Source organism: Thermomonospora catenispora (genome assembly GCF_006363815.1).
GTDB lineage: Bacteria > Actinomycetota > Actinomycetes > Streptosporangiales > Streptosporangiaceae > Thermomonospora > Thermomonospora catenispora.
Genome location: NZ_RRYT01000038.1, coordinates 24,179 through 40,444, shown reverse-complemented (window position 1 = coordinate 40,444; position 16,266 = coordinate 24,179). Strand labels below are relative to the sequence as shown.

Genomic DNA, 16,266 nt, shown 5'->3' with positions numbered 1-16,266 from the left:
CCGCCGGTGGAGGGCGCAGTGAACTTCAACAAGGACTGACGGTCTGACCGCAGAACGGACCGCGGGGCCCGCACCGGTCGGTGCGGGCCCCGCGTCGTTCCCGCCCGCGGTCCGACCGGGCGGGGCTTGCGGGGCGGTCGCCGGGAGACGGGCATCGCGGCGCCCGTCCGAGCCGCTGACGGCGCATCCCGGCGATGCCCGGCACCGCCTCCTCCGCGGACGCGTTCCCCGGCGGCCGGTCCCCTAGTGCGGATCCATCGGGGGGATCAAGCCGCTCGCCTCCAGGAGGCTCATCCAGCTGTCCCGGTGCCGGCCGGGACGGGCGCGCCGGCCACGGCGCCTGCGGAGGGTCAGCGCGTGCCCGCCGATGACCGACTCGACGAGCCGGGGATAGCCCGCGCCCAGGACACAGACGTCGAAGAACGTGACGATGTCCGGCGCCAGCTCGGTGACCTCGATGAACTCCTCGCCGTTCTTGTAGGCGAAGACATAGTCGTCCGGCAGGTAGGAGTAGACGTCCCCGTCCCGCAGGTCGAGGCAGATGTCGGTGTTGCCGGCGTCGATGTCCTCGGGAACGCCATGGCGCTCGCAGCCGATGCTCAAGGGGTTGCCCAGCGGGCAGTGCGGGTTGACGGGGCGGTCGGCCCAGGACCGCCGGTCGGTGATCTCGGGGGGCTGTTCGAAGCGGAAATAGTCTCCGCCCAGCCGGTGGAACAGGCTGAACACCTCCGTCACTCCCTCGGGGAGCTCGGGAATGGGTTCCAGTTTCCTCGGCTCCTCGATGATGACGCCGAAGCCGTGTTCGGCCTCCACGCGTTTGAGCAGATCCAGTTTCTCCTCGATCCGGGCCAGTTTTCCGTCGCGTTCCTCGTCCATCGCACAGACCCCCACCGGATGCGGGTTCATCGCCGCCCGGCATGCGGACACGCCGGGCGGCGTGTCGCGTGAACGCTACCGGAGTCCGGTGACGATCCGCTCTCGCGCGGGAAGACGGAGGCGACGCACGGCCGCCTGCGGACGGCATGCGCCCGGCCGTTCTCTCGCGGCCGGTGCGGCGGGGCGGCGATGCCCGGTGCGGCGTCGTCTCGGTGGGGCGGGTGGGATTCGAACCCACTCAGCGCGCAGCACCTGCTTTACAGGCAGGCCCGACTCTCCCGCGTCGGCGCCGCCCCGGGGAAGGTCCGGAGGGAATCCGTCGTCGCGTGCCCCCGGCAGGATTCGAACCTGCAGCCTCTTCGCTCTCGACGAAGCGCCTCTTCCGGTTGGGCTACGAGGGCGTCGTGCGGCTCCCGGGATTCGAACCCGGACCGTCCACTTCCTGAAAGTGGTCTCTCTGCCGTTGGAGTAGAGCCGCGTGATGAATCGGGGAGGCGTCACCGCGATCACCGCGGCCCGGAAGAATCACCGATAATGGAGCCGGCCGCAGCGAGCGAGCGACGCCCGGGTAAGTCGACCCGGGGCGCACAGGCGCGACAGTCGCCGCATGGCCGGTCCTCCTCTCACAGCCCTCGCGCGTCGTTTCCGGCCGACGTTCAAGACTCTGTCATCCGTTCCCGGGCGGTGCAACGCATTTTCTGCGTCCGGGAGGAAAGGGGCCGCCGGGCATAAAGGCGCCCCGGTCCGGGGCTAGGTCGGACCGGGGCTTTTTCTGTCCCAGCGGGCGTTCTACGGGAGCCGGGACAGGTCCAGGAAGCCTTCGTCCCTGGTGGACGTCCCCGTCGCCTGCTGGTCGGCGCCGGACTGAGAGCCGGACTGGGAGCCGGCGGCGGTGCCCTTGCAGTCGACGGTGATCTTCTTCTCGCCGGCGTCGGAGGAGGAGCCGAACGCGTTCCAGGTCAGGGAGTACTCCCCGTCGGGAACGCGGATGACGCCGCTGCTGCCGGAGCCGTCGCGCAGCCGGATCGTGCCGGAGACGATCACGGTCGAGGAGGAGCGCTCGCGCTCGACCCGGTACCGAAGCGTGTGGCTGCCCTGGAACCCCGTGGCCTCGAGGTAGAACCGGCAGACCCGGTTCGCGTCCTGAGCGGCGTCCGCGGCGACGCCGACGGGGCGGACGGTGACCCGTCCGTCGCCGGGAGCGGCCAGGGCGGGCAGGGCCGGCAGCGCCGAGACGGCCATGGCCAGCGCGGTGGTGAGGAGCGTCTGTCGCATCATGCACAGGCGTCTACCTGGCCACGGTTCAAGACAATCCCCGGCCGCGGTCTGGGATCGGCCACCGGGCGGCGCACAAGGGCCCGTTCCGGCCTCGACCGCCGTGAAGACGGCGGGTCGGTGACGTTCTCGGCGAACCGGGATCAGGCGGCGTCCGGCCCCGGCAGGAGCAGCGGGCCGCGGACGCCGAACCGCTCGACCCCCTGCCTGGTGAGGTTGATCCGCAGGTCGACCCAGCCGTCCCTGGCGGGGCCGCACCCCTTCCCCCCGTGCTCGGGGAAGTGCAGGTCGCCCACCGACAGCTTGGCGCCGCGCACGCAGACGGGCAGCAGGATCCGCGAGCCGGCGGTCAGCGGGGCGATGGAGCAGGAGCCGATCTCCCGGCCGCGCGCCACGGTCGGCACCGCCTCGGCGGCGACCTGCTCATAGCCGGCGGTTCCCGGTCGCACCCGGCCGAGCAGCGCGTCGCGGGAGCCCGCCGGGCGGGCGCCGGCGGCGACCAGGCTCTGTGGGGCGGGTGCGCACCCGATGACGCCGGGATGACCGTCGTGGACGGGGCCTGTGCCCCTGCGGCCCACCTCGAGCACGTCCACCACGATCACATCGCCGGCCTCCGCGCCGACCACCACGATCGGCCCGCACAGCACCGGTTCCCGCCCCGGCGGCCCGCCCTCGCACTCCAGCCGCACCGAACCGCCGGTGATCACCTCGGCGACCCCCGGTATGTCGGGGTGCCAGCGGTTGTGGCCGGGCACGGTCTGCGCGGCGGCCGGGACGGGCGAGTGCGGCAGCAACGGCACCGGCGACGGCGTCACGGGGACCTCCTTCCGGGAACTCGTTGGGAAATGGTGTTCCCATCGCTGTTTCACAGCGGTTTCCCGGCGCTTACGGCCCCGTAAGAGCTGCCCGGCACGGGCGGGCCGGGGCTTCCGAAGGAGGGTGGATGTCTTGCTACTCTGCTGCGGACGCGGGCCCCGAACCCGGATCGGCCCAGCACACAGCAGCGATGGGGATGGCTGATGCGTATTGCCGTGTTGTTCGGAGGGGCGAGCGCGGAGCGGGAGGTCTCGATCGCCAGCGCCGCGCAGGTCTTCACGGCACTGCGAGAGCGCGGACATGACGTCATCGCCGTCGACACCGCCCGGGGACCGTTGTCCGACGAGGAGGTCGCCGCGTTCGTCGGCGCCACCGTGTCCTACGATCCGCCGGACCTGTCCGACATCCCGGCCGCCGAGACGACCGCCCGACTGGTCGCCGAGGACGGCCCGCTGCGCGAGGTGGACGTGGTGTTCCTGGCGCTGCACGGCGGCTCCGGCGAGGACGGCACCCTGCAGGCGCTGCTGGACTCGGCCGGCGTCCCCTACACCGGCAGCGGGGTGCTGGGCAGCGCGGTGGCGATGGACAAGGACGTGTCCAAGCGGCTGTTCCGCTGCGCCGGGGTGCCGACCCCGGACTGGCTGATGGCGCCCGCCACCGTGGAGGAGGTCGCCGAGCGCATCGGGTTCCCCGCGATCGTCAAGCCCAACGCCCAGGGCTCCACCATCGGGCTCACCGTGGTCAAGGCGCCGGAGCAGCTGGCCGAGGCGATCGAGACGGCCGCGGCCTATGACCGCGAGGTGATGGTCGAGCGGTTCGTGCCCGGCCGGGAGCTGGTGGTCGGGGTGCTGGAGGGCCGGGCGCTGGCGGTCGGCGAGATCGTGCCGCAGCTCGGCGAGATCTTCGACTATCAGAGCAAGTACCAGGTCGGCGGGGCGGTCGAGACGTTCCCCGCCGACCTGCCGGCCGAGGTCACCGCCGAGGTGCAGCGGCTGGCGGTGGCCGCGCACGATGCGCTCAAGCTGGGCTCCTACAGCCGGATCGACTTCCGGATGGATCCGGACGGCGGGCTGTGGTGCCTGGAGGCCAACACGCTGCCGGGGATGACCGCCACCAGCCTGATGCCGCAGTCGGCGGCGGCGGCCGGCATCGGTTTCGGCGACCTGTGCGAACGGCTGTGCGCCTCGGCGCTGCGGGAGCGGGGCCGCTGAGCCCCGCCGGGCCGCCGGGCGGCGGTCAGACGCCGTAGCGTTCCGGCTTGGGCGAGCGGGACATCAGCAGGGACGCCGCCTCGGAGATGCTCATCCCGTGGTGCATCACGGCCGCCACCACCTCGGTGATCGGCATCTCCACGCCGTGCTTGCGGGCCAGCTCCAGCACCGCTTCGGAGGACTTGACGCCCTCGGCGGTCTGCTTGGTGACCGCGATGGTCTCCTCCAGCGTCATGCCGCGCCCCAGGTTCTCCCCGAACGTGCGGTTGCGCGACAGCGGCGAGCTGCAGGTCCCGACCAGGTCGCCGAGCCCGGCCAGGCCGGCGAAGGTGTGCTCGTCGGCGCCCAGCGCGGCGCCCAGTCGGGCGATCTCGGCCAGTCCCCGGGTCATCAGCAGCGCCTGGGTGTTGGCGCCGAACCCCAGCCCGACCGCGATGCCCACGCACAACGCGATCACGTTCTTGATCGCTCCGCCCAGTTCGCACCCCACCACGTCGGTGTTGGTGTAGACGCGGAAGTAGGGGGTCATGCAGGCCGCCTGAATGCGCCGGGCGGTGCGTTCGTCGACGCAGGCGGCCACCGCCGCGCCGGGCTGGCCGGAGGCCAGCTCGCGGGCCAGGTTGGGGCCGGACACCACCGCGATCCGGTCCGCGGGGGCGCCGGTGACCTCGGCGATCACCTCGCTCATCCGTCGGCCGGTGCCCAGCTCGATGCCCTTCATCAGGCTGACCAGGACGGCGTCCGGCGGCAACAGCGGACGCCACAGGTGCAGGTTCTCCCGCAGCGTCTGGCTCGGCACGGCCATCACCACCAGGTCGGCGCCGTCCAGCGCCTCCGCCGGGTCGGCGGTGGCGCGCAGCCCCTCCGGAAGGGTGATGCCCGGCAGGTACTGGACGTTCTCATGCCGCTCGTTGATCTGCTCGGCGATCTCCGGGCGGCGGGCGCACACGATCACCTCGGTGCCCGCGTCATGCAACACCTTGGCGAAGGTGGTGCCCCACGATCCCGCACCCAGTACTGCCGCTCTCGTCAATGCCTCGCTCCGTCGTCGATGCCTGGTGTCCGTGTTCACCGCGGCCGTCCGGCCGCCGGGCGGTCACGGCGGCCGGACCGCTCCGGTCATGAGGCCGCCGGGTCTCCGCCCGCGCGTCGGCGGCGCTCGGCGATCGCCTTCTTGTGGTCGTACAGCTCCTTGGGCGGCTCCTCGCCGCGCAGCTCGCCCAGGAGATCGGCGATGGTCCTCATGATCTCATCCGTGGCCTCGCGCAGCAGAGTCGCGGTCATCGGCTTGCCGGCGTACTTGGACAGGTCGATCGGCTCGCCGGCGATCACGCGCATGGTCTTGCGGGGGAAGGGGCGGAACTTCTTGGTGCCGTACGGCAGCAGCTCGTGCGCCCCCCAGTGGGCGATCGGCACGACCTTGGCGCCGGTGGTGATGGCCAGCCGGGCCACTCCGGTGTGCCCGGTCATCGGCCACAGGTCGGGGTCGCGGGTGCAGGTGCCCTCGGGATAGAACATCAGGCACTCGCCGGCCTTGAGCGCCTCTTCGGCGGTCTTGAGGGCCAGGGCGGCGTCGGCGCGGTCGCGGTAGACCGGGACCTGCCCGGTGCCGCGCAGCACCGCCCCGATGAACTTGGCCTCGAACAGCGGAGACTTGGCCAGGTAGACCGGGTACCGGCCGCACTCGTACACGAAGTGGGCCAGGGCGAGGGGGTCGGCCCATGACAGGTGGTTGGCGGCGACGATGATGCCGCCCTCCCGGGGCACGTTGTGCCGTCCCCGCCAGTCGCGCTTGAGCAGCGCGTACAGCAACGGGCGCAGCACCACGACCGTGAGCTTGCGCCATCGCGGCGAATACTCGTGACTCATGCCTGCCTTCCTCTGGCCGTTCCCCGCCGGAAGCGTGCCGCTCCGGGGGTGGGCCTCAAGTCTCTCGGCTGGCGCCGCATAGTGTCGAGTTGCGATGCCTGCCGAAACCTCACATCACACCGAAACGTCATGGTCGCTGGTCCTGCCGGTGAAGGTGCTGGCCAAGGCCAAGACCCGGCTGGCCGCGGCGGCCGGGCCCCTGCGGGAGGCCCTGGCGCTGGCCGTGGCGGCCGACACCGTGGCGGCCGCGCTGCGCTGCCCTCAGGTCGCCGAGGTGATCGTCGTCACCGACGATCCGCTGGCCGCCTCGGAGCTGTCCGCGCTGGGCGCTCACATAGTGCCCGATGAGCCCGATCAGGGTCTCAACCCGGCCCTGGCCCACGGCGCCGCCGTGGCCCGCCGGACCCGGCCCGAGGCGGGCGTGGGCGCGATGTCCGCGGATCTGCCGGCGTTGCGTCCGCTCGAGCTGGGCCGGGTGCTGACGGCGGCGGCGGCGTTCCCCGAGTCGTTCGTCCCGGACGCCGCCGACGTCGGCACCACCGTGTACGCGGCGCGTCCGGGCGTGCCGTTCTCCCCCGCGTTCGGACCGGACTCGCGCGCCCGTCATGCGGCGCGGGGGGCCCGGGAGCTGGCGCTGGAGGGCATCGACAGCGTCCGGCGGGACGTCGACACCCTGGATGACCTGCGCGCCGCGCTGGCGCTGGGGGCCGGCCCCCGCACCGCCGCCCTGGCCGCCCGGTTGCCGGCGCTCAGTCCGGAAGCGGGAACGTCGAGAGGGTGATCGCCTGGATCCTCCCGTTCTCCACGGCGAGGTTCACCCGCTGGCCGAGCCGCAGCAGGCGCAATCCTCCGGCCGCGAAGGCCTCGGCGTCGAAGGTCAGCTCCGTCCCGTCGTCCAGCAGGACGGTCCCGCTGCGCGTCCGCGTGTCGAACGTCCCCACGGTGCCCTGCACCCGCACACCAGCCATACCGCGACCTTATCCCCGTCTCCGTCGCTTTCCCGCGCCCGCCTCCGGGGCGGCCCGCGCCCTTCTCCGCGTCCGACCGGCCTCTCCCCCGCCCCGGGAAGGCACGGCGAACAGGAGGCGATAAACACGCGCCCGGGATCCGCAGGGGTCTGCGGATCCCGGGCGCGTGTGCAGAACGCGGTGGTTACTTCTTGCCGGCCACCAGGTTCTTGAAGTCGGCGCCGGCCCTGAACTTGGGCACCCAGGTCGCGGGGACCTCGATGGTCTTGCCGGTTGCCGGGTTGCGGGCCGTGCGGGCGGGCCGCTGGGCCTTCTCGAACGAACCGAACCCGGTGATCGCGACCTTGTCGCCCTTGGCGACCGTGTTCTGGATCGTCTCCAGGATCGCGTCGACGGCCTCGGCTGCGGCCTTCTTGCTGCCCAGCCGCTCTGAGATGGCGTCGACCAGCTCACGCTTGTTCATTGGGTTACTCCTCCGGTTCCCCCCTTGCCCGCACGAAACTAAAGGACGTTGGGCATTGACACAATCACCTGCAAGCAATACTTCCTGTGTCGCAGGCGATTTCGTCACTCGAAGGGGTCTCCGACGAGGACTGCGAACCCGAAGTGTCGGATTCGTCACGCTCTGCCGCGAGCCGGCAGGGCAGGTCCGCCAGGAACGCCTCCAGCTTGCGATCGGCCAATGCGTGGTCGCGTTTGGCCAGGTCGGTGATCGTCAGCAGGTGCCGGATCAGCCGGCGGCGCGACTCGGGCGGCAGCGGGGCGACCGCCCGGTGGGCGTCCCGCAGCCGGCGGGCCAGCCGGGTCAGCACGGGGTCGTCCCACTGCGGCCCGCTCCACGCCGGCGGATGCGGCGGAGTGGACGGATTGCTCATGCTGCTCGCCCCCCGGAACCACATCGGGCATGCCTCCCGCGAGCCATCATCCCCCGCGGAAGGCATGCCCAAGCGGCCGCCCCCGTGCGATCGGTGACGGGCGTCACACGGTGGTGGGCAGCCAGGACGGCCGCCGCTGCTCGTAGTCGGCGATGGCGTCGGCGTGGCGGAGGGTCAGCCCGATGTCGTCCAGCCCCTCCATCAGCCGCCAACGGGTGTAGTCGTCGATCTCGAAGCCGACGGTGTTCCCGGACCACCGCACCTGACGGGCCTCCAGGTCCACGGTGATCTCGGTCGCCGGGTCCTCCTCGACCGCCTTCCACAGCGCCTCGACGGTCTCGGCGGGCAGCACGACCGGCAGCAGCCCCATCTTGGTGGAGTTGTTGCGGAAGATGTCGCCGAACCGCGGGGCGATGACCACCCGGAACCCGTACTGCTGCAGCGCCCACACCGCGTGCTCGCGCGAGGAGCCGGTGCCGAAGTCCGGCCCGGCGATCAGGATGCTCGCCCCGGCGTGCTCGGGCTTGTTCAGCACGAACTCCGGGTCCTCGCGCCAGGCCGCGAACAGGCCCTCCTCGAAGCCGGTGCGGCTGACCCGCTTGAGCCACACCGCCGGGATGATCTGGTCGGTGTCGACGTTGCTCCGCCGCAGCGGCACCCCGCGCCCGGTGTGAACGGTGAACGCTTCCATCTGTCGTCTCTCCCAGTCTGTTGTCACGTACTGCTCGTGCCGAAGGCCGCTTCGGGCGGGCGCCGGGCCGTCCGGCGGCGCGGGCGCCCCGGCGACCGCCCCTACAGGTCCGCGGGGGCGGTGAGGCGGCCGGTGACGGCGGTGGCGGCGGCGACGGCGGGCGAGACCAGGTGGGTGCGGCCGCCGGGGCCCTGGCGGCCCTCGAAATTGCGGTTGGAGGTGGAGGCGCTGCGCTCGCCGGGGCTGAGCTTGTCGGGGTTCATCGCCAGGCACATCGAGCAGCCGGCCTCGCGCCACTCGGCGCCGGCGGCCTTGAAGATCTCGTCCAGCCCCTCCTCCTGGGCCTGGGCCTTGACCTTCATCGAGCCGGGGACGATGAGCATCCGCACCCCGTCGGCGACCTTGCGGCCCTTGAGCACCTCGGCGACGGCCCGCAGGTCCTCGATGCGCCCGTTGGTGCAGGAGCCGACGAAGACGGTGTCGATCTTGATGTCGCGCAGCGGGGTGCCGGGGGTCAGCCCCATGTACTCCAGCGCCCGCTCGGCGGCCTGCCGCTCGATCGGGTCGTCGAAGGAGGCCGGGTCGGGCACCGACTCGCTCAGCGGCAGGCCCTGGCCGGGGTTGGTGCCCCAGGTGACGTACGGGGTCAGCGTGGAGGCGTCGATCACCACCTCCTTGTCGAAGACCGCGTCGTCGTCGGTGCGCAGCGACTTCCAGTACTCGACGGCCTTGTCCCACTCGGCGCCCTGGGGAGCGTGCGGGCGGCCCTTGAGGTAGGCGAAGGTGGTCTCGTCCGGGGCGATCATCCCGGCCCGGGCGCCGGCCTCGATGGACATGTTGCAGACCGTCATCCGGCCCTCCATCGACAGGCTCCGGATGGCCTCGCCGCGGTACTCGATGATGTGCCCCTGGCCGCCGCCGGTGCCGATCTCGGCGATGATGGCCAGGATCAGGTCCTTGGCGGTGACCCCGGCCGGCAGCGCGCCGTCGACCGTGACGGCCATGGTCTTGGGCTTGATCTGCGGCAGCGTCTGGGTGGCCAGCACGTGCTCGACCTCGCTGGTGCCGATGCCGAAGGCCAGCGCCCCGAACGCGCCGTGGGTGGAGGTGTGCGAGTCGCCGCAGACCACCGTCATGCCGGGCTGGGTCAGCCCGAGCTGAGGGCCGATGACGTGCACGATGCCCTGGCCGTCGTCGCCCATCGGGTGCAGCCGGATGCCGAACTCGGCGGCGTTCTTGCGCAGCGTCTCGACCTGGGTGCGCGAGACCGGGTCGGCGATGGGGGCCAGCAGGTTCTCCGTGGGGACGTTGTGGTCCTCGGTGGCGATGGTCAGGTCGGGCCGGCGGACCTTGCGGCCGGCCATCCGCAGCCCGTCGAACGCCTGCGGGCTGGTGACCTCGTGCACCAGGTGCAGGTCGATGTAGAGAAGGTCCGGCTCGCCCTCGGCACGCCGCACGACGTGCGCGTCGTAGACCTTTTCGGCCAGTGTCCGGCCCATGAGCTCCACCTCACCTGTCTTGCCTCACCGTGGGGTCACCCCGCGCGTACCGTCGCGCCAGGATCGGGGTCCCGAACTTGCATCTCACATTTCAAGACTGCAATATCGATGTATGGACAACTCTAGCGGAGTCGGCGTACTTGACAAAGCGGTGCTGATACTGAACGCGCTGGAAGCCGGCCCCGCATCGCTGGCCAGCCTGGTGCAGGCGACCGGTCTGGCCAGGCCGACCGCCCATCGGCTGGCAGTGGCGCTGGAGCATCACCGGCTGGTGCACCGGGACGCCCAGGGGCGGTTCATCCTCGGCCCCCGGCTGGCCGAGCTGGCGGTGGCGGCCGGCGAGGACCGGCTGCTGGCGATCGCCCAGCCGGTGCTGGCCCAGCTGCGCGACCACACCGGGGAGAGCGCCCAGCTCTACCGGCGGCAGGGCGACGTGCGGGTGTGCGTGGCGGCGGCCGAGCGCAGCAGCGGGCTGCGGGACACGGTGCCGGTGGGCAGCGCGCTGCCGATGACCGCCGGCTCGGCGGCGCAGGTCCTGCTGGCCTGGGAGGAGCCGGATCGGCTGCATCGGGGGCTGCGCGGCGCCAAGTTCGAGGCCGCCACGCTGGCCGCGGTGCGCCGGCGCGGCTGGGCGCAGAGCGTCGGGGAGCGCGAGCCGGGGGTGGGCTCGGTGTCGGCCCCGATCCGCGGGGCCGGCGGCCGGGTGATCGCCGCGATCTCGGTGTCCGGCCCGCTGGAGCGGCTGACCCGTTCCCCCGGCCGGCTGCACGCCGCGGCGGTGATGGCCGCCGCGGAGAAGATCACCGAGGCGATGCGCCGCACCGCGACCTAGCCCGCCCCGCTCGCCCCCTCGCCCCTCTGCGCGGACGGCCGGCGCGCTCGTCGGGATCGGGCCGGCGGCGCCGGGACGGCGCCCGGCCCGCGGGGACGGGGGTTCACTCCTCGACGGGCAGCGGACGGTAGAGCGGGATGCCGGCGCTCTCCAGCTCCCGGCGGAGGGCGAAGTAGGCGTCGCCGAACGGGTCCTCGCCGGTCAACGGCATCAGCCCGCGGCGGATCGCCACATCGTGCGGCGCGAGCGCGGCGGCGGCCTCCAGGTGACGGCGGGCGGCCTCGACCCGTCCCCGGCGGGCGAGCCAGGCGGCCAGCCGGGCGTGGGCTCGGGCGCGGTTCTCCTCGCGGGTCGGCACGCGCAGGTGGCGGCGGACCTGCTCGGCGGCCAGACCCGCGTCGCCGTCGAGCACCCAGCGGCGCAGCGCCGCACCGGATGCGGCGGAGTCCAGCCCGTTCATGGAGCGGAACAAGTCGGTGGCGGTCTGGGTCTCCTGCGGACGGGCGATGCGCCCCTCCTCGTCGACCCAGACCGCGGTCGGCACATTGATCACGTTGTAGAGCTCGGCGACCAGGCCCTCGGTGTCGATCACGGCCGGGTGCGGGTCGCGGGCCGCGGCGTGCGCCTCGGCGATCCAGGGCCGGGCGTCGGCGGCGGTCCGGTCCAGGGAGACGCTGAGCACGGTCAGCCCGTGCGGCTCCAGCTCGTCGTGCCGTTCCTGCCAGGCGGGCAGGTCGTAGCGGCAGCCGCACCAGGAGGCCCAGAACACGATCGCGACCTTGCGGCCGCGCAGGTCGGCCAGGGACACCCCGTCGAGGGTGAAGTCGGGGGCCCGGCCGGCGGTGAGCCCGGCGGTCGACGCCCCGCCCCCCCTCGGCGAAGGCGACCGCCCGCTCGGCCCGGTCGACCACCGCGACCTTGCCGATCAGCTCGGCGAACGCGACGACGTCGACGCCGTCGGCGGTCTCGGCGGCGGCGGCGCGGAAGGCCGGCAGACAGGCCTCACCGCGGCACCAGCCGTGCGGCTTGCGGGTCCAGCCGAGCAACGGCCGGTGCAGCGGGGCCAGCAGCCCGCCGTTCGGTGCGGGACGCGCGTCCAGCTCGTGGGCGCCGGCGGCGTCGATGGCGGTGAACATTCGCCCCCCTTTAGATACCTCCACTATCCAATGATTGGATAGTAGTACTATCCAGCCGGGGGTGTCATGCGGATTTCCGAGCTGAGCGAGCGCAGCGGACTGCCGGTGCAGACGATCAAGTTCTACATCCGGGAGGGACTGCTGCCCAAGGGCACGGCCTCCGCCGCGACCAGGGCCGAGTACGACGAGACGCATCTGGAGCGGCTGCGGCTGATCCGGGCGCTGCGCGAGGTCGGCGACCTGTCGGTGGCGGCGATCCGCCGGATCATCACCGCTTTGGAGGACCCCGGGGTCGGGCTGCACGACCTGTTCGGCGCCGCCGCGTACGCGATCGGGCCGCGGGTGGACGCGCCCGACGACGACCCGGACTGGCGGGCCGCGCGGGAGCAGGTGGACGCACTGCTGGAGGAGCTGGGCTGGCGGGTCACCGGGCAGGCCCCGGCCCGGACCGTGCTCGCCCAGGCGCTCGTGGCGTTGCGGCGGCTGGGGTTCACGCCCTCGCCCGCCGCGCTGCGCCCCTATGCGGAGGCCGCCGCGGCGCTGGCCGAGCACGAGACGGGGCTGCTGCGGGAGGACACCACGCGCGCCCAGGCGCTGCGCATGCTCGCCGCCTCCGTGGTGTACGACCAGGTGTTGGTGGCGCTGCACCGGCTGGCCCAGGAGGACGCCTCGGCCCGGCGGTTCGGGCCCGGCTGACCGACGCCCGCCCGGGCCCGCCGAAACCCGCCGCAGCCCACGGAGGCCCCGCCGAGGACTCGGGCGCCGGCGAGCCGGACGGAGGCCGGAGCGGCGATGCGCGAGAGCCGGAGCGCCGGGCGGCGCGGCGCGGGCCGCGGGCGCCGATCAGCCCAGCAGCCCGGAGTCGGCCGCCAGATCGAGGGCGGCGCGGGCGGCCGGGGCCAGCAGGTCGCGCTCCCCCATCGACACCAGGCGCAGCTCGTCGACCTCGCCGGAGGGGCGGAGCCGGCCGCGGAAGGCGGCGGTGAAGCAGGCCATCCGCACGTGGGCGTGTTCGGGCTGGTCGTGGGCGGGCGCGTGGACGACGCCCAGCGGGCGGAAGGTGAGCGGGTCCAGCTCCACCGACAGCTCCTCGCGGACCTCGCGGGAGATCGCCGCCCAGTCCCCCTCCCCCGCCTCGCGTTTGCCGCCGGGCAGGTAGAGCAGGTCGCGGCCGCGCGCCCGGACGGCGAGCATCTTGCCGTCGACGATGTGCACCCAGGCGACGACGTCCAGCATGTGCATGATCATCCCACGCCGTCCCGCCCGTCCCGTCCCCGGCGGCATGAGCGGCATGGTGAGGAAGTTTCCCCCTGTTAGCGCGTTTTAGGGGGAAATATTTATGGGTATCACTTTTGACGGCTTCCCCATGGTCGATGTGCGGAGGCCCTCCCATGCCCGCGGTGACGTCCTCGGCGGATCCGACGCCCAGCGCGCTGCGCGACACGGTCGAGGAGGAGATCGCCCGCCTGCTGGCGGGCTCGCGCCCCTGGAGCCGGTGGCTGGAGCAGGCGGCGCGCCACGGACGGCACGGGTTCGTCAACACGCTGCTGATCGCCGCGCAGCGCCCCCACGCCGCCGACGTCCGCTCCCACGACGAGTGGCGGGCCGTCCGGCGGCACGTGCGCAAGGGCGAGAAGGGGATCTGGATCCTGACGCCCGAGGGGCGGACCCGCGCGGTGTTCGACATCGCGCAGACCGCCGGTGCGCCGCCGCCCGCCCGCGCCCTGCCGCCGGACGCGGCCTACGAGCGGCTGCGGCAGGCCGCGCACGCCCTGGGGCTGCGGGCCGACCCCGATCCCCCCGTGGTGCGGGAGGCGCTGACGGCGCTGGCGCTGCGGCTGGGCCACCGGCTGCTGCCCCGGCACACCGCCTCGGTCGCCCACCTGGTGCTGGCGCATCTGGGGATCCGGGCGACGCATCTGGTGCATCCGCCGGTGCGGGCCTGGGCCGCCGACGCCGCGGCCGTGATCTCCGCCGGCGACCGGATCCTTCAGGCCGCCGGCGTCGTCGTCGCGGAGCTGGAGAAGGTCCGGGCCGCCCACGCCTGCCTGGAGGCCGCGCACGCGTTCTTCCTCGCCCGGGCGCGGCGCAGCGGCTGGGTGCCCGACCACCTGGCCCGGCGGGGCCTGCCCGCCGACGCCCCGGTCGGCTGTGCGCCCGCCGCCTGGCGGGCCCTGACCGAGCACCTGCGGCGGCTGGGGCTGCCCGACGAGGCGATCGTCGCCGCCGGGCTGGCACGCCGCGGGCGCGACGGCGCGCTGCACGACCGGTTCCGCGACCGGACGATGTTCCCGCTGCGGGACGCCCGCGGCGCGATCGCGGGCTTCATCGGCCGTCGCCGCGGCGCGGGCGGCGGCCCGAAGTACCTCAACAGCCCCGAGTCCGCCCTGTTTCGCAAGGGCCGCCTGCTGTACGGGCTGCACGAGTCCCGCGACCGTCTCGCGGCCGGCGCCCGCCCGGTCATCGTCGAAGGCCCCTACGACGCCCTGGCCGTCAACCTCCTCCCCGGCCATGCCGGCATCGCGACCTGCGGCTCGGGCATCACCCCCGACCAGCTCCGCATCCTGATGGACCACTGCGCCCCGGGCGCGGCGAGGCCCGCCGCCCCCGATCCGGCACCGGCCGGCGGCTCCGAGCGGGGCGGCCCGGCGGACCGTCCCGGAAGCGGCGGCCCCGTCGAGGGGGCCGGGATCGTGGTGGCGCTGGACGGGGACCCGGCGGGACGGGCGGGGATGCTGCGGGCCTGGGAGGCGCTGCGCGGGCTGAGCGCGCCCGTGGACGCGGCGGTGTTCGAGCCGGGGGACGATCCGGCGGAGGTGCTGCGGCGGGAGGGGCCGGACGGGCTGCTGCGCGTGCTGCGGAACGCCCGGCCGATGGCGGACCTGGCGGTGGACGCCGCGGTGGAACGCGCGGGCGGGGCGCCGCGGTCGCCGGAGGAGCGGGCGGCGGCGCTGCACGCGGCGGCCGCGGCGATCGCGCGGATGGCGCCGCCGCACGTGCCGCGGCAGGTCGGCCGGGTCGCCGAGCGGCTGGGCCTCGACCACGCCACCGTGACGAGGGCGCTGGTGGAGGCGGTGACCGGCGCCCCGGCGCGCCCCCGCCCCGAGGATCGGTGAGGCCCCTCGGCGCGCTCGACAGATCCGCGGTCAGGCGGTCGCGGCGGGGCTCCGTTCCTCCCCCCTCGCCCGCTCCCCGGCCTGCTCCTTGGCCAGCTCGACGGCGATGTCGATGAGCTGGTCCTCCTGGCCGCCGACCAGCTTGCGCTCGCCCGCCCGGGCCAGGATCTGCGCCCCGGACACCCCGTAGCGGGCGGCCAGGCGGTCGGCGTGCTTGAGGAAGCTGGAGTACACGCCCGCGTACCCCATCATGATCTCCATCCGGCCCAGCAGGCACTCGGAGTCCATCACCGGGCGGACCACGTCCTCGGCGGCGTCCACGATCTTGAACACGTCGACGCCGGTGCGGATGCCGAGCTTGTCGCACACCGCCACCAGCGCCTCGACCGGGGTGTTGCCCGCGCCCGCGCCCAGGCGCCGCACCGACCCGTCGATCTGCCGGGCGCCCGCCCGGACGGCGGCGATGCTGTTGGCCACGCCGAGGCCGAGGTTCTCATGGCCGTGGAAGCCGACCTGGGCGTCGTCCCCCAGCTCGGCGACGAGCGCGGCGACGCGGTCGCCGACCTCCTCCAGGATCAGCGCGCCCGCCGAGTCCACCACGTACACGCACTGGCAGCCCGCATCGGCCATGATCCGCGCCTGACCGGCCAGCACCTCCGGCGGCTGGGAGTGCGCCATCATCAGAAAGCCGACCGTCTCCAGCCCCAGGTCGCGGGCCAGCCCGAAGTGCTGCACCGACACGTCCGCCTCGGTGCAGTGGGTGGCGATCCGACAGATCTGCGCCCCGTTGTCGGCGGCCCGGCGGATGTCGTCCTTGACCCCCACCCCCGGCAGCATCAGGAACGCGATCTTGGCGCGGGTCGCGGTCTCGACCGCCGCCTTGATCAGCTCCTGCTCGGGGGTCTTGGAGAACCCGTAGGTGAAGGAGGATCCGCCCAGCCCGTCGCCGTGGGCGACCTCGATGACCGGCACCCCGGCCTCGTCGAGGGCGGCGACGACCGAGGTGACGTGGTCGAGGGTGAACTGGTGGCGCTTGGCGTGCGAGCCGTCGCGCAGCGAGGAGTCGGTGATGCGGATGTCGAGGGTGTCGGAGTACGGCATG

16 protein-coding genes, 3 tRNA genes and 2 pseudogenes are annotated in these 16,266 nt (G+C 73.4%); 5 read left to right on the top strand and 16 right to left on the bottom strand.

Going from position 1 to position 16,266, the window contains the following annotated elements:
- Positions 1-243: 243 nt before the first annotated feature.
- The 6 genes from EIO00_RS21390 to EIO00_RS21365 form a co-directional block, all read right to left on the bottom strand.
- Positions 244-876 (bottom strand): hypothetical protein, encoded by a 633-nt coding sequence (locus tag EIO00_RS21390; RefSeq protein WP_140181768.1) that lies wholly within the window; start codon positions 874-876, stop codon positions 244-246.
- A gap of 213 nt (positions 877-1,089) precedes the next feature.
- Positions 1,090-1,172 (bottom strand) — tRNA-Tyr (locus EIO00_RS21385).
- Between the two features lie 31 nt (positions 1,173-1,203).
- A tRNA-Leu gene (locus tag EIO00_RS21380) sits at positions 1,204-1,277 on the bottom strand.
- Between the two features lie 4 nt (positions 1,278-1,281).
- Positions 1,282-1,354 (bottom strand) — tRNA-Leu (locus tag EIO00_RS21375).
- Between the two features lie 311 nt (positions 1,355-1,665).
- Entirely contained in the window at positions 1,666-2,154 is a 489-nt protein-coding gene (locus tag EIO00_RS21370) for a hypothetical protein (protein ID WP_140181766.1), read from the bottom strand.
- 140 nt (positions 2,155-2,294) lie between these two features.
- Positions 2,295-2,966, bottom strand: coding sequence for an acetamidase/formamidase family protein (locus EIO00_RS21365; RefSeq protein WP_241661505.1), 672 nt, complete (start codon positions 2,964-2,966; stop codon positions 2,295-2,297).
- A gap of 204 nt (positions 2,967-3,170) precedes the next feature.
- On the opposite strand from EIO00_RS21365, the gene EIO00_RS21360 reads away from it, so the two are divergent.
- The gene (locus EIO00_RS21360) at positions 3,171-4,178 is read left to right on the top strand and encodes a D-alanine--D-alanine ligase family protein (protein ID WP_140181762.1); all 1,008 of its coding nucleotides are present in this window, start codon (positions 3,171-3,173) and stop codon (positions 4,176-4,178) included.
- 25 nt (positions 4,179-4,203) lie between these two features.
- Here EIO00_RS21360 and EIO00_RS21355 read toward each other — a convergent pair whose 3' ends face one another.
- Positions 4,204-5,211 carry an NAD(P)H-dependent glycerol-3-phosphate dehydrogenase gene (locus tag EIO00_RS21355; protein ID WP_140181760.1) on the bottom strand — a complete coding sequence of 336 codons (1,008 nt, stop codon included), beginning with the start codon at positions 5,209-5,211 and terminating at the stop codon, positions 4,204-4,206.
- A gap of 86 nt (positions 5,212-5,297) precedes the next feature.
- Entirely contained in the window at positions 5,298-6,047 is a 750-nt protein-coding gene (locus EIO00_RS21350) for a lysophospholipid acyltransferase family protein (protein ID WP_140181758.1), read from the bottom strand.
- Positions 6,048-6,141: 94 nt separating this feature from the next.
- Here EIO00_RS21350 and cofC point away from each other — a divergent pair, with 94 nt between their 5' ends.
- A complete protein-coding gene (gene cofC, locus EIO00_RS21345) occupies positions 6,142-6,828 on the top strand; it encodes a 2-phospho-L-lactate guanylyltransferase (protein WP_140181756.1) in 687 nt (228 codons plus the stop codon).
- On the opposite strand, the gene EIO00_RS21340 is transcribed toward cofC, so the two are convergent.
- The 5 genes and pseudogenes from EIO00_RS21340 to leuC all read right to left on the bottom strand — a co-directional run bounded on the left by EIO00_RS21340 (position 6,797) and on the right by leuC (position 10,080).
- Positions 6,797-7,015, bottom strand: a complete 219-nt coding sequence (locus EIO00_RS21340) for a cold-shock protein (protein ID WP_241661504.1) — start codon at positions 7,013-7,015, stop codon at positions 6,797-6,799. The two genes, cofC and EIO00_RS21340, sit on opposite strands and share 32 nt — an antisense overlap.
- Before the next feature lie 184 nt (positions 7,016-7,199).
- Complete coding sequence (locus tag EIO00_RS21335) at positions 7,200-7,478, bottom strand: HU family DNA-binding protein (protein ID WP_140181754.1); 279 nt, start codon at positions 7,476-7,478, stop codon at positions 7,200-7,202.
- A 184-nt stretch (positions 7,479-7,662) separates the two neighbouring features.
- Positions 7,663-7,890, bottom strand: a pseudogene (locus EIO00_RS21330) (SCO5555 family protein); the annotation flags it as partial.
- 103 nt (positions 7,891-7,993) lie between these two features.
- A complete protein-coding gene (gene leuD / locus EIO00_RS21325; protein ID WP_140181752.1) occupies positions 7,994-8,581 on the bottom strand; it encodes a 3-isopropylmalate dehydratase small subunit in 588 nt (195 codons plus the stop codon).
- A gap of 101 nt (positions 8,582-8,682) precedes the next feature.
- On the bottom strand, positions 8,683-10,080 hold the full coding sequence (gene leuC, locus EIO00_RS21320; protein WP_140181750.1) for a 3-isopropylmalate dehydratase large subunit: 1,398 nt from the start codon (positions 10,078-10,080) through the stop codon (positions 8,683-8,685).
- Between the two features lie 112 nt (positions 10,081-10,192).
- On the opposite strand from leuC, the gene EIO00_RS21315 reads away from it, so the two are divergent.
- Positions 10,193-10,912, top strand: a complete 720-nt coding sequence (locus tag EIO00_RS21315; protein ID WP_140181748.1) for an IclR family transcriptional regulator — start codon at positions 10,193-10,195, stop codon at positions 10,910-10,912.
- 103 nt (positions 10,913-11,015) lie between these two features.
- On the opposite strand, the pseudogene EIO00_RS21310 reads toward EIO00_RS21315, so the two are convergent.
- Positions 11,016-12,048 (bottom strand): annotated as a pseudogene (locus EIO00_RS21310) (redoxin domain-containing protein).
- A 66-nt stretch (positions 12,049-12,114) separates the two neighbouring features.
- Between EIO00_RS21310 and EIO00_RS21305 the strand changes: the two are divergent.
- Positions 12,115-12,744, top strand: coding sequence for a MerR family transcriptional regulator (locus EIO00_RS21305; protein WP_140181744.1), 630 nt, complete (start codon positions 12,115-12,117; stop codon positions 12,742-12,744).
- A 147-nt stretch (positions 12,745-12,891) separates the two neighbouring features.
- Here the strand turns inward: EIO00_RS21305 and EIO00_RS21300 are convergent, their stop codons facing one another.
- A complete protein-coding gene (locus tag EIO00_RS21300) occupies positions 12,892-13,284 on the bottom strand; it encodes an NUDIX hydrolase (RefSeq protein ID WP_140181742.1) in 393 nt (130 codons plus the stop codon).
- A 155-nt stretch (positions 13,285-13,439) separates the two neighbouring features.
- On the opposite strand from EIO00_RS21300, the gene EIO00_RS21295 reads away from it, so the two are divergent.
- The gene (locus EIO00_RS21295; RefSeq protein ID WP_161602771.1) at positions 13,440-15,164 is read left to right on the top strand and encodes a hypothetical protein; all 1,725 of its coding nucleotides are present in this window, start codon (positions 13,440-13,442) and stop codon (positions 15,162-15,164) included.
- Between the two features lie 30 nt (positions 15,165-15,194).
- On the opposite strand, the gene dmpG is transcribed toward EIO00_RS21295, so the two are convergent.
- Entirely contained in the window at positions 15,195-16,265 is a 1,071-nt protein-coding gene (dmpG, locus tag EIO00_RS21290) for a 4-hydroxy-2-oxovalerate aldolase (RefSeq protein WP_140181737.1), read from the bottom strand.
- Position 16,266 lies beyond the last annotated feature (1 nt).

Excerpts from the sequence above, each read along its gene's own strand:
- EIO00_RS21390 (WP_140181768.1), bottom strand. The coding sequence starts at position 876 with ATGGACGAGGAACGCGACGGAAAACTGGCCCGGATCGAGGAGAAACTG.
- EIO00_RS21370 (WP_140181766.1), bottom strand. The coding sequence starts at position 2,154 with ATGATGCGACAGACGCTCCTCACCACCGCGCTGGCCATGGCCGTCTCG.
- EIO00_RS21360 (WP_140181762.1), top strand. The coding sequence starts at position 3,171 with ATGCGTATTGCCGTGTTGTTCGGAGGGGCGAGCGCGGAGCGGGAGGTC.
- EIO00_RS21350 (WP_140181758.1), bottom strand. The coding sequence starts at position 6,047 with ATGAGTCACGAGTATTCGCCGCGATGGCGCAAGCTCACGGTCGTGGTG.
- cofC (WP_140181756.1), top strand. The coding sequence starts at position 6,142 with ATGCCTGCCGAAACCTCACATCACACCGAAACGTCATGGTCGCTGGTC.
- EIO00_RS21340 (WP_241661504.1), bottom strand. The coding sequence starts at position 7,015 with ATGGCTGGTGTGCGGGTGCAGGGCACCGTGGGGACGTTCGACACGCGG.
- EIO00_RS21335 (WP_140181754.1), bottom strand. The coding sequence starts at position 7,478 with ATGAACAAGCGTGAGCTGGTCGACGCCATCTCAGAGCGGCTGGGCAGC.
- leuD (WP_140181752.1), bottom strand. The coding sequence starts at position 8,581 with ATGGAAGCGTTCACCGTTCACACCGGGCGCGGGGTGCCGCTGCGGCGG.
- leuC (WP_140181750.1), bottom strand. The coding sequence starts at position 10,080 with ATGGGCCGGACACTGGCCGAAAAGGTCTACGACGCGCACGTCGTGCGG.
- EIO00_RS21315 (WP_140181748.1), top strand. The coding sequence starts at position 10,193 with ATGGACAACTCTAGCGGAGTCGGCGTACTTGACAAAGCGGTGCTGATA.
- EIO00_RS21305 (WP_140181744.1), top strand. The coding sequence starts at position 12,115 with ATGCGGATTTCCGAGCTGAGCGAGCGCAGCGGACTGCCGGTGCAGACG.
- EIO00_RS21300 (WP_140181742.1), bottom strand. The coding sequence starts at position 13,284 with ATGCTGGACGTCGTCGCCTGGGTGCACATCGTCGACGGCAAGATGCTC.
- EIO00_RS21295 (WP_161602771.1), top strand. The coding sequence starts at position 13,440 with ATGCCCGCGGTGACGTCCTCGGCGGATCCGACGCCCAGCGCGCTGCGC.
- dmpG (WP_140181737.1), bottom strand. The coding sequence starts at position 16,265 with ATGCCGTACTCCGACACCCTCGACATCCGCATCACCGACTCCTCGCTG.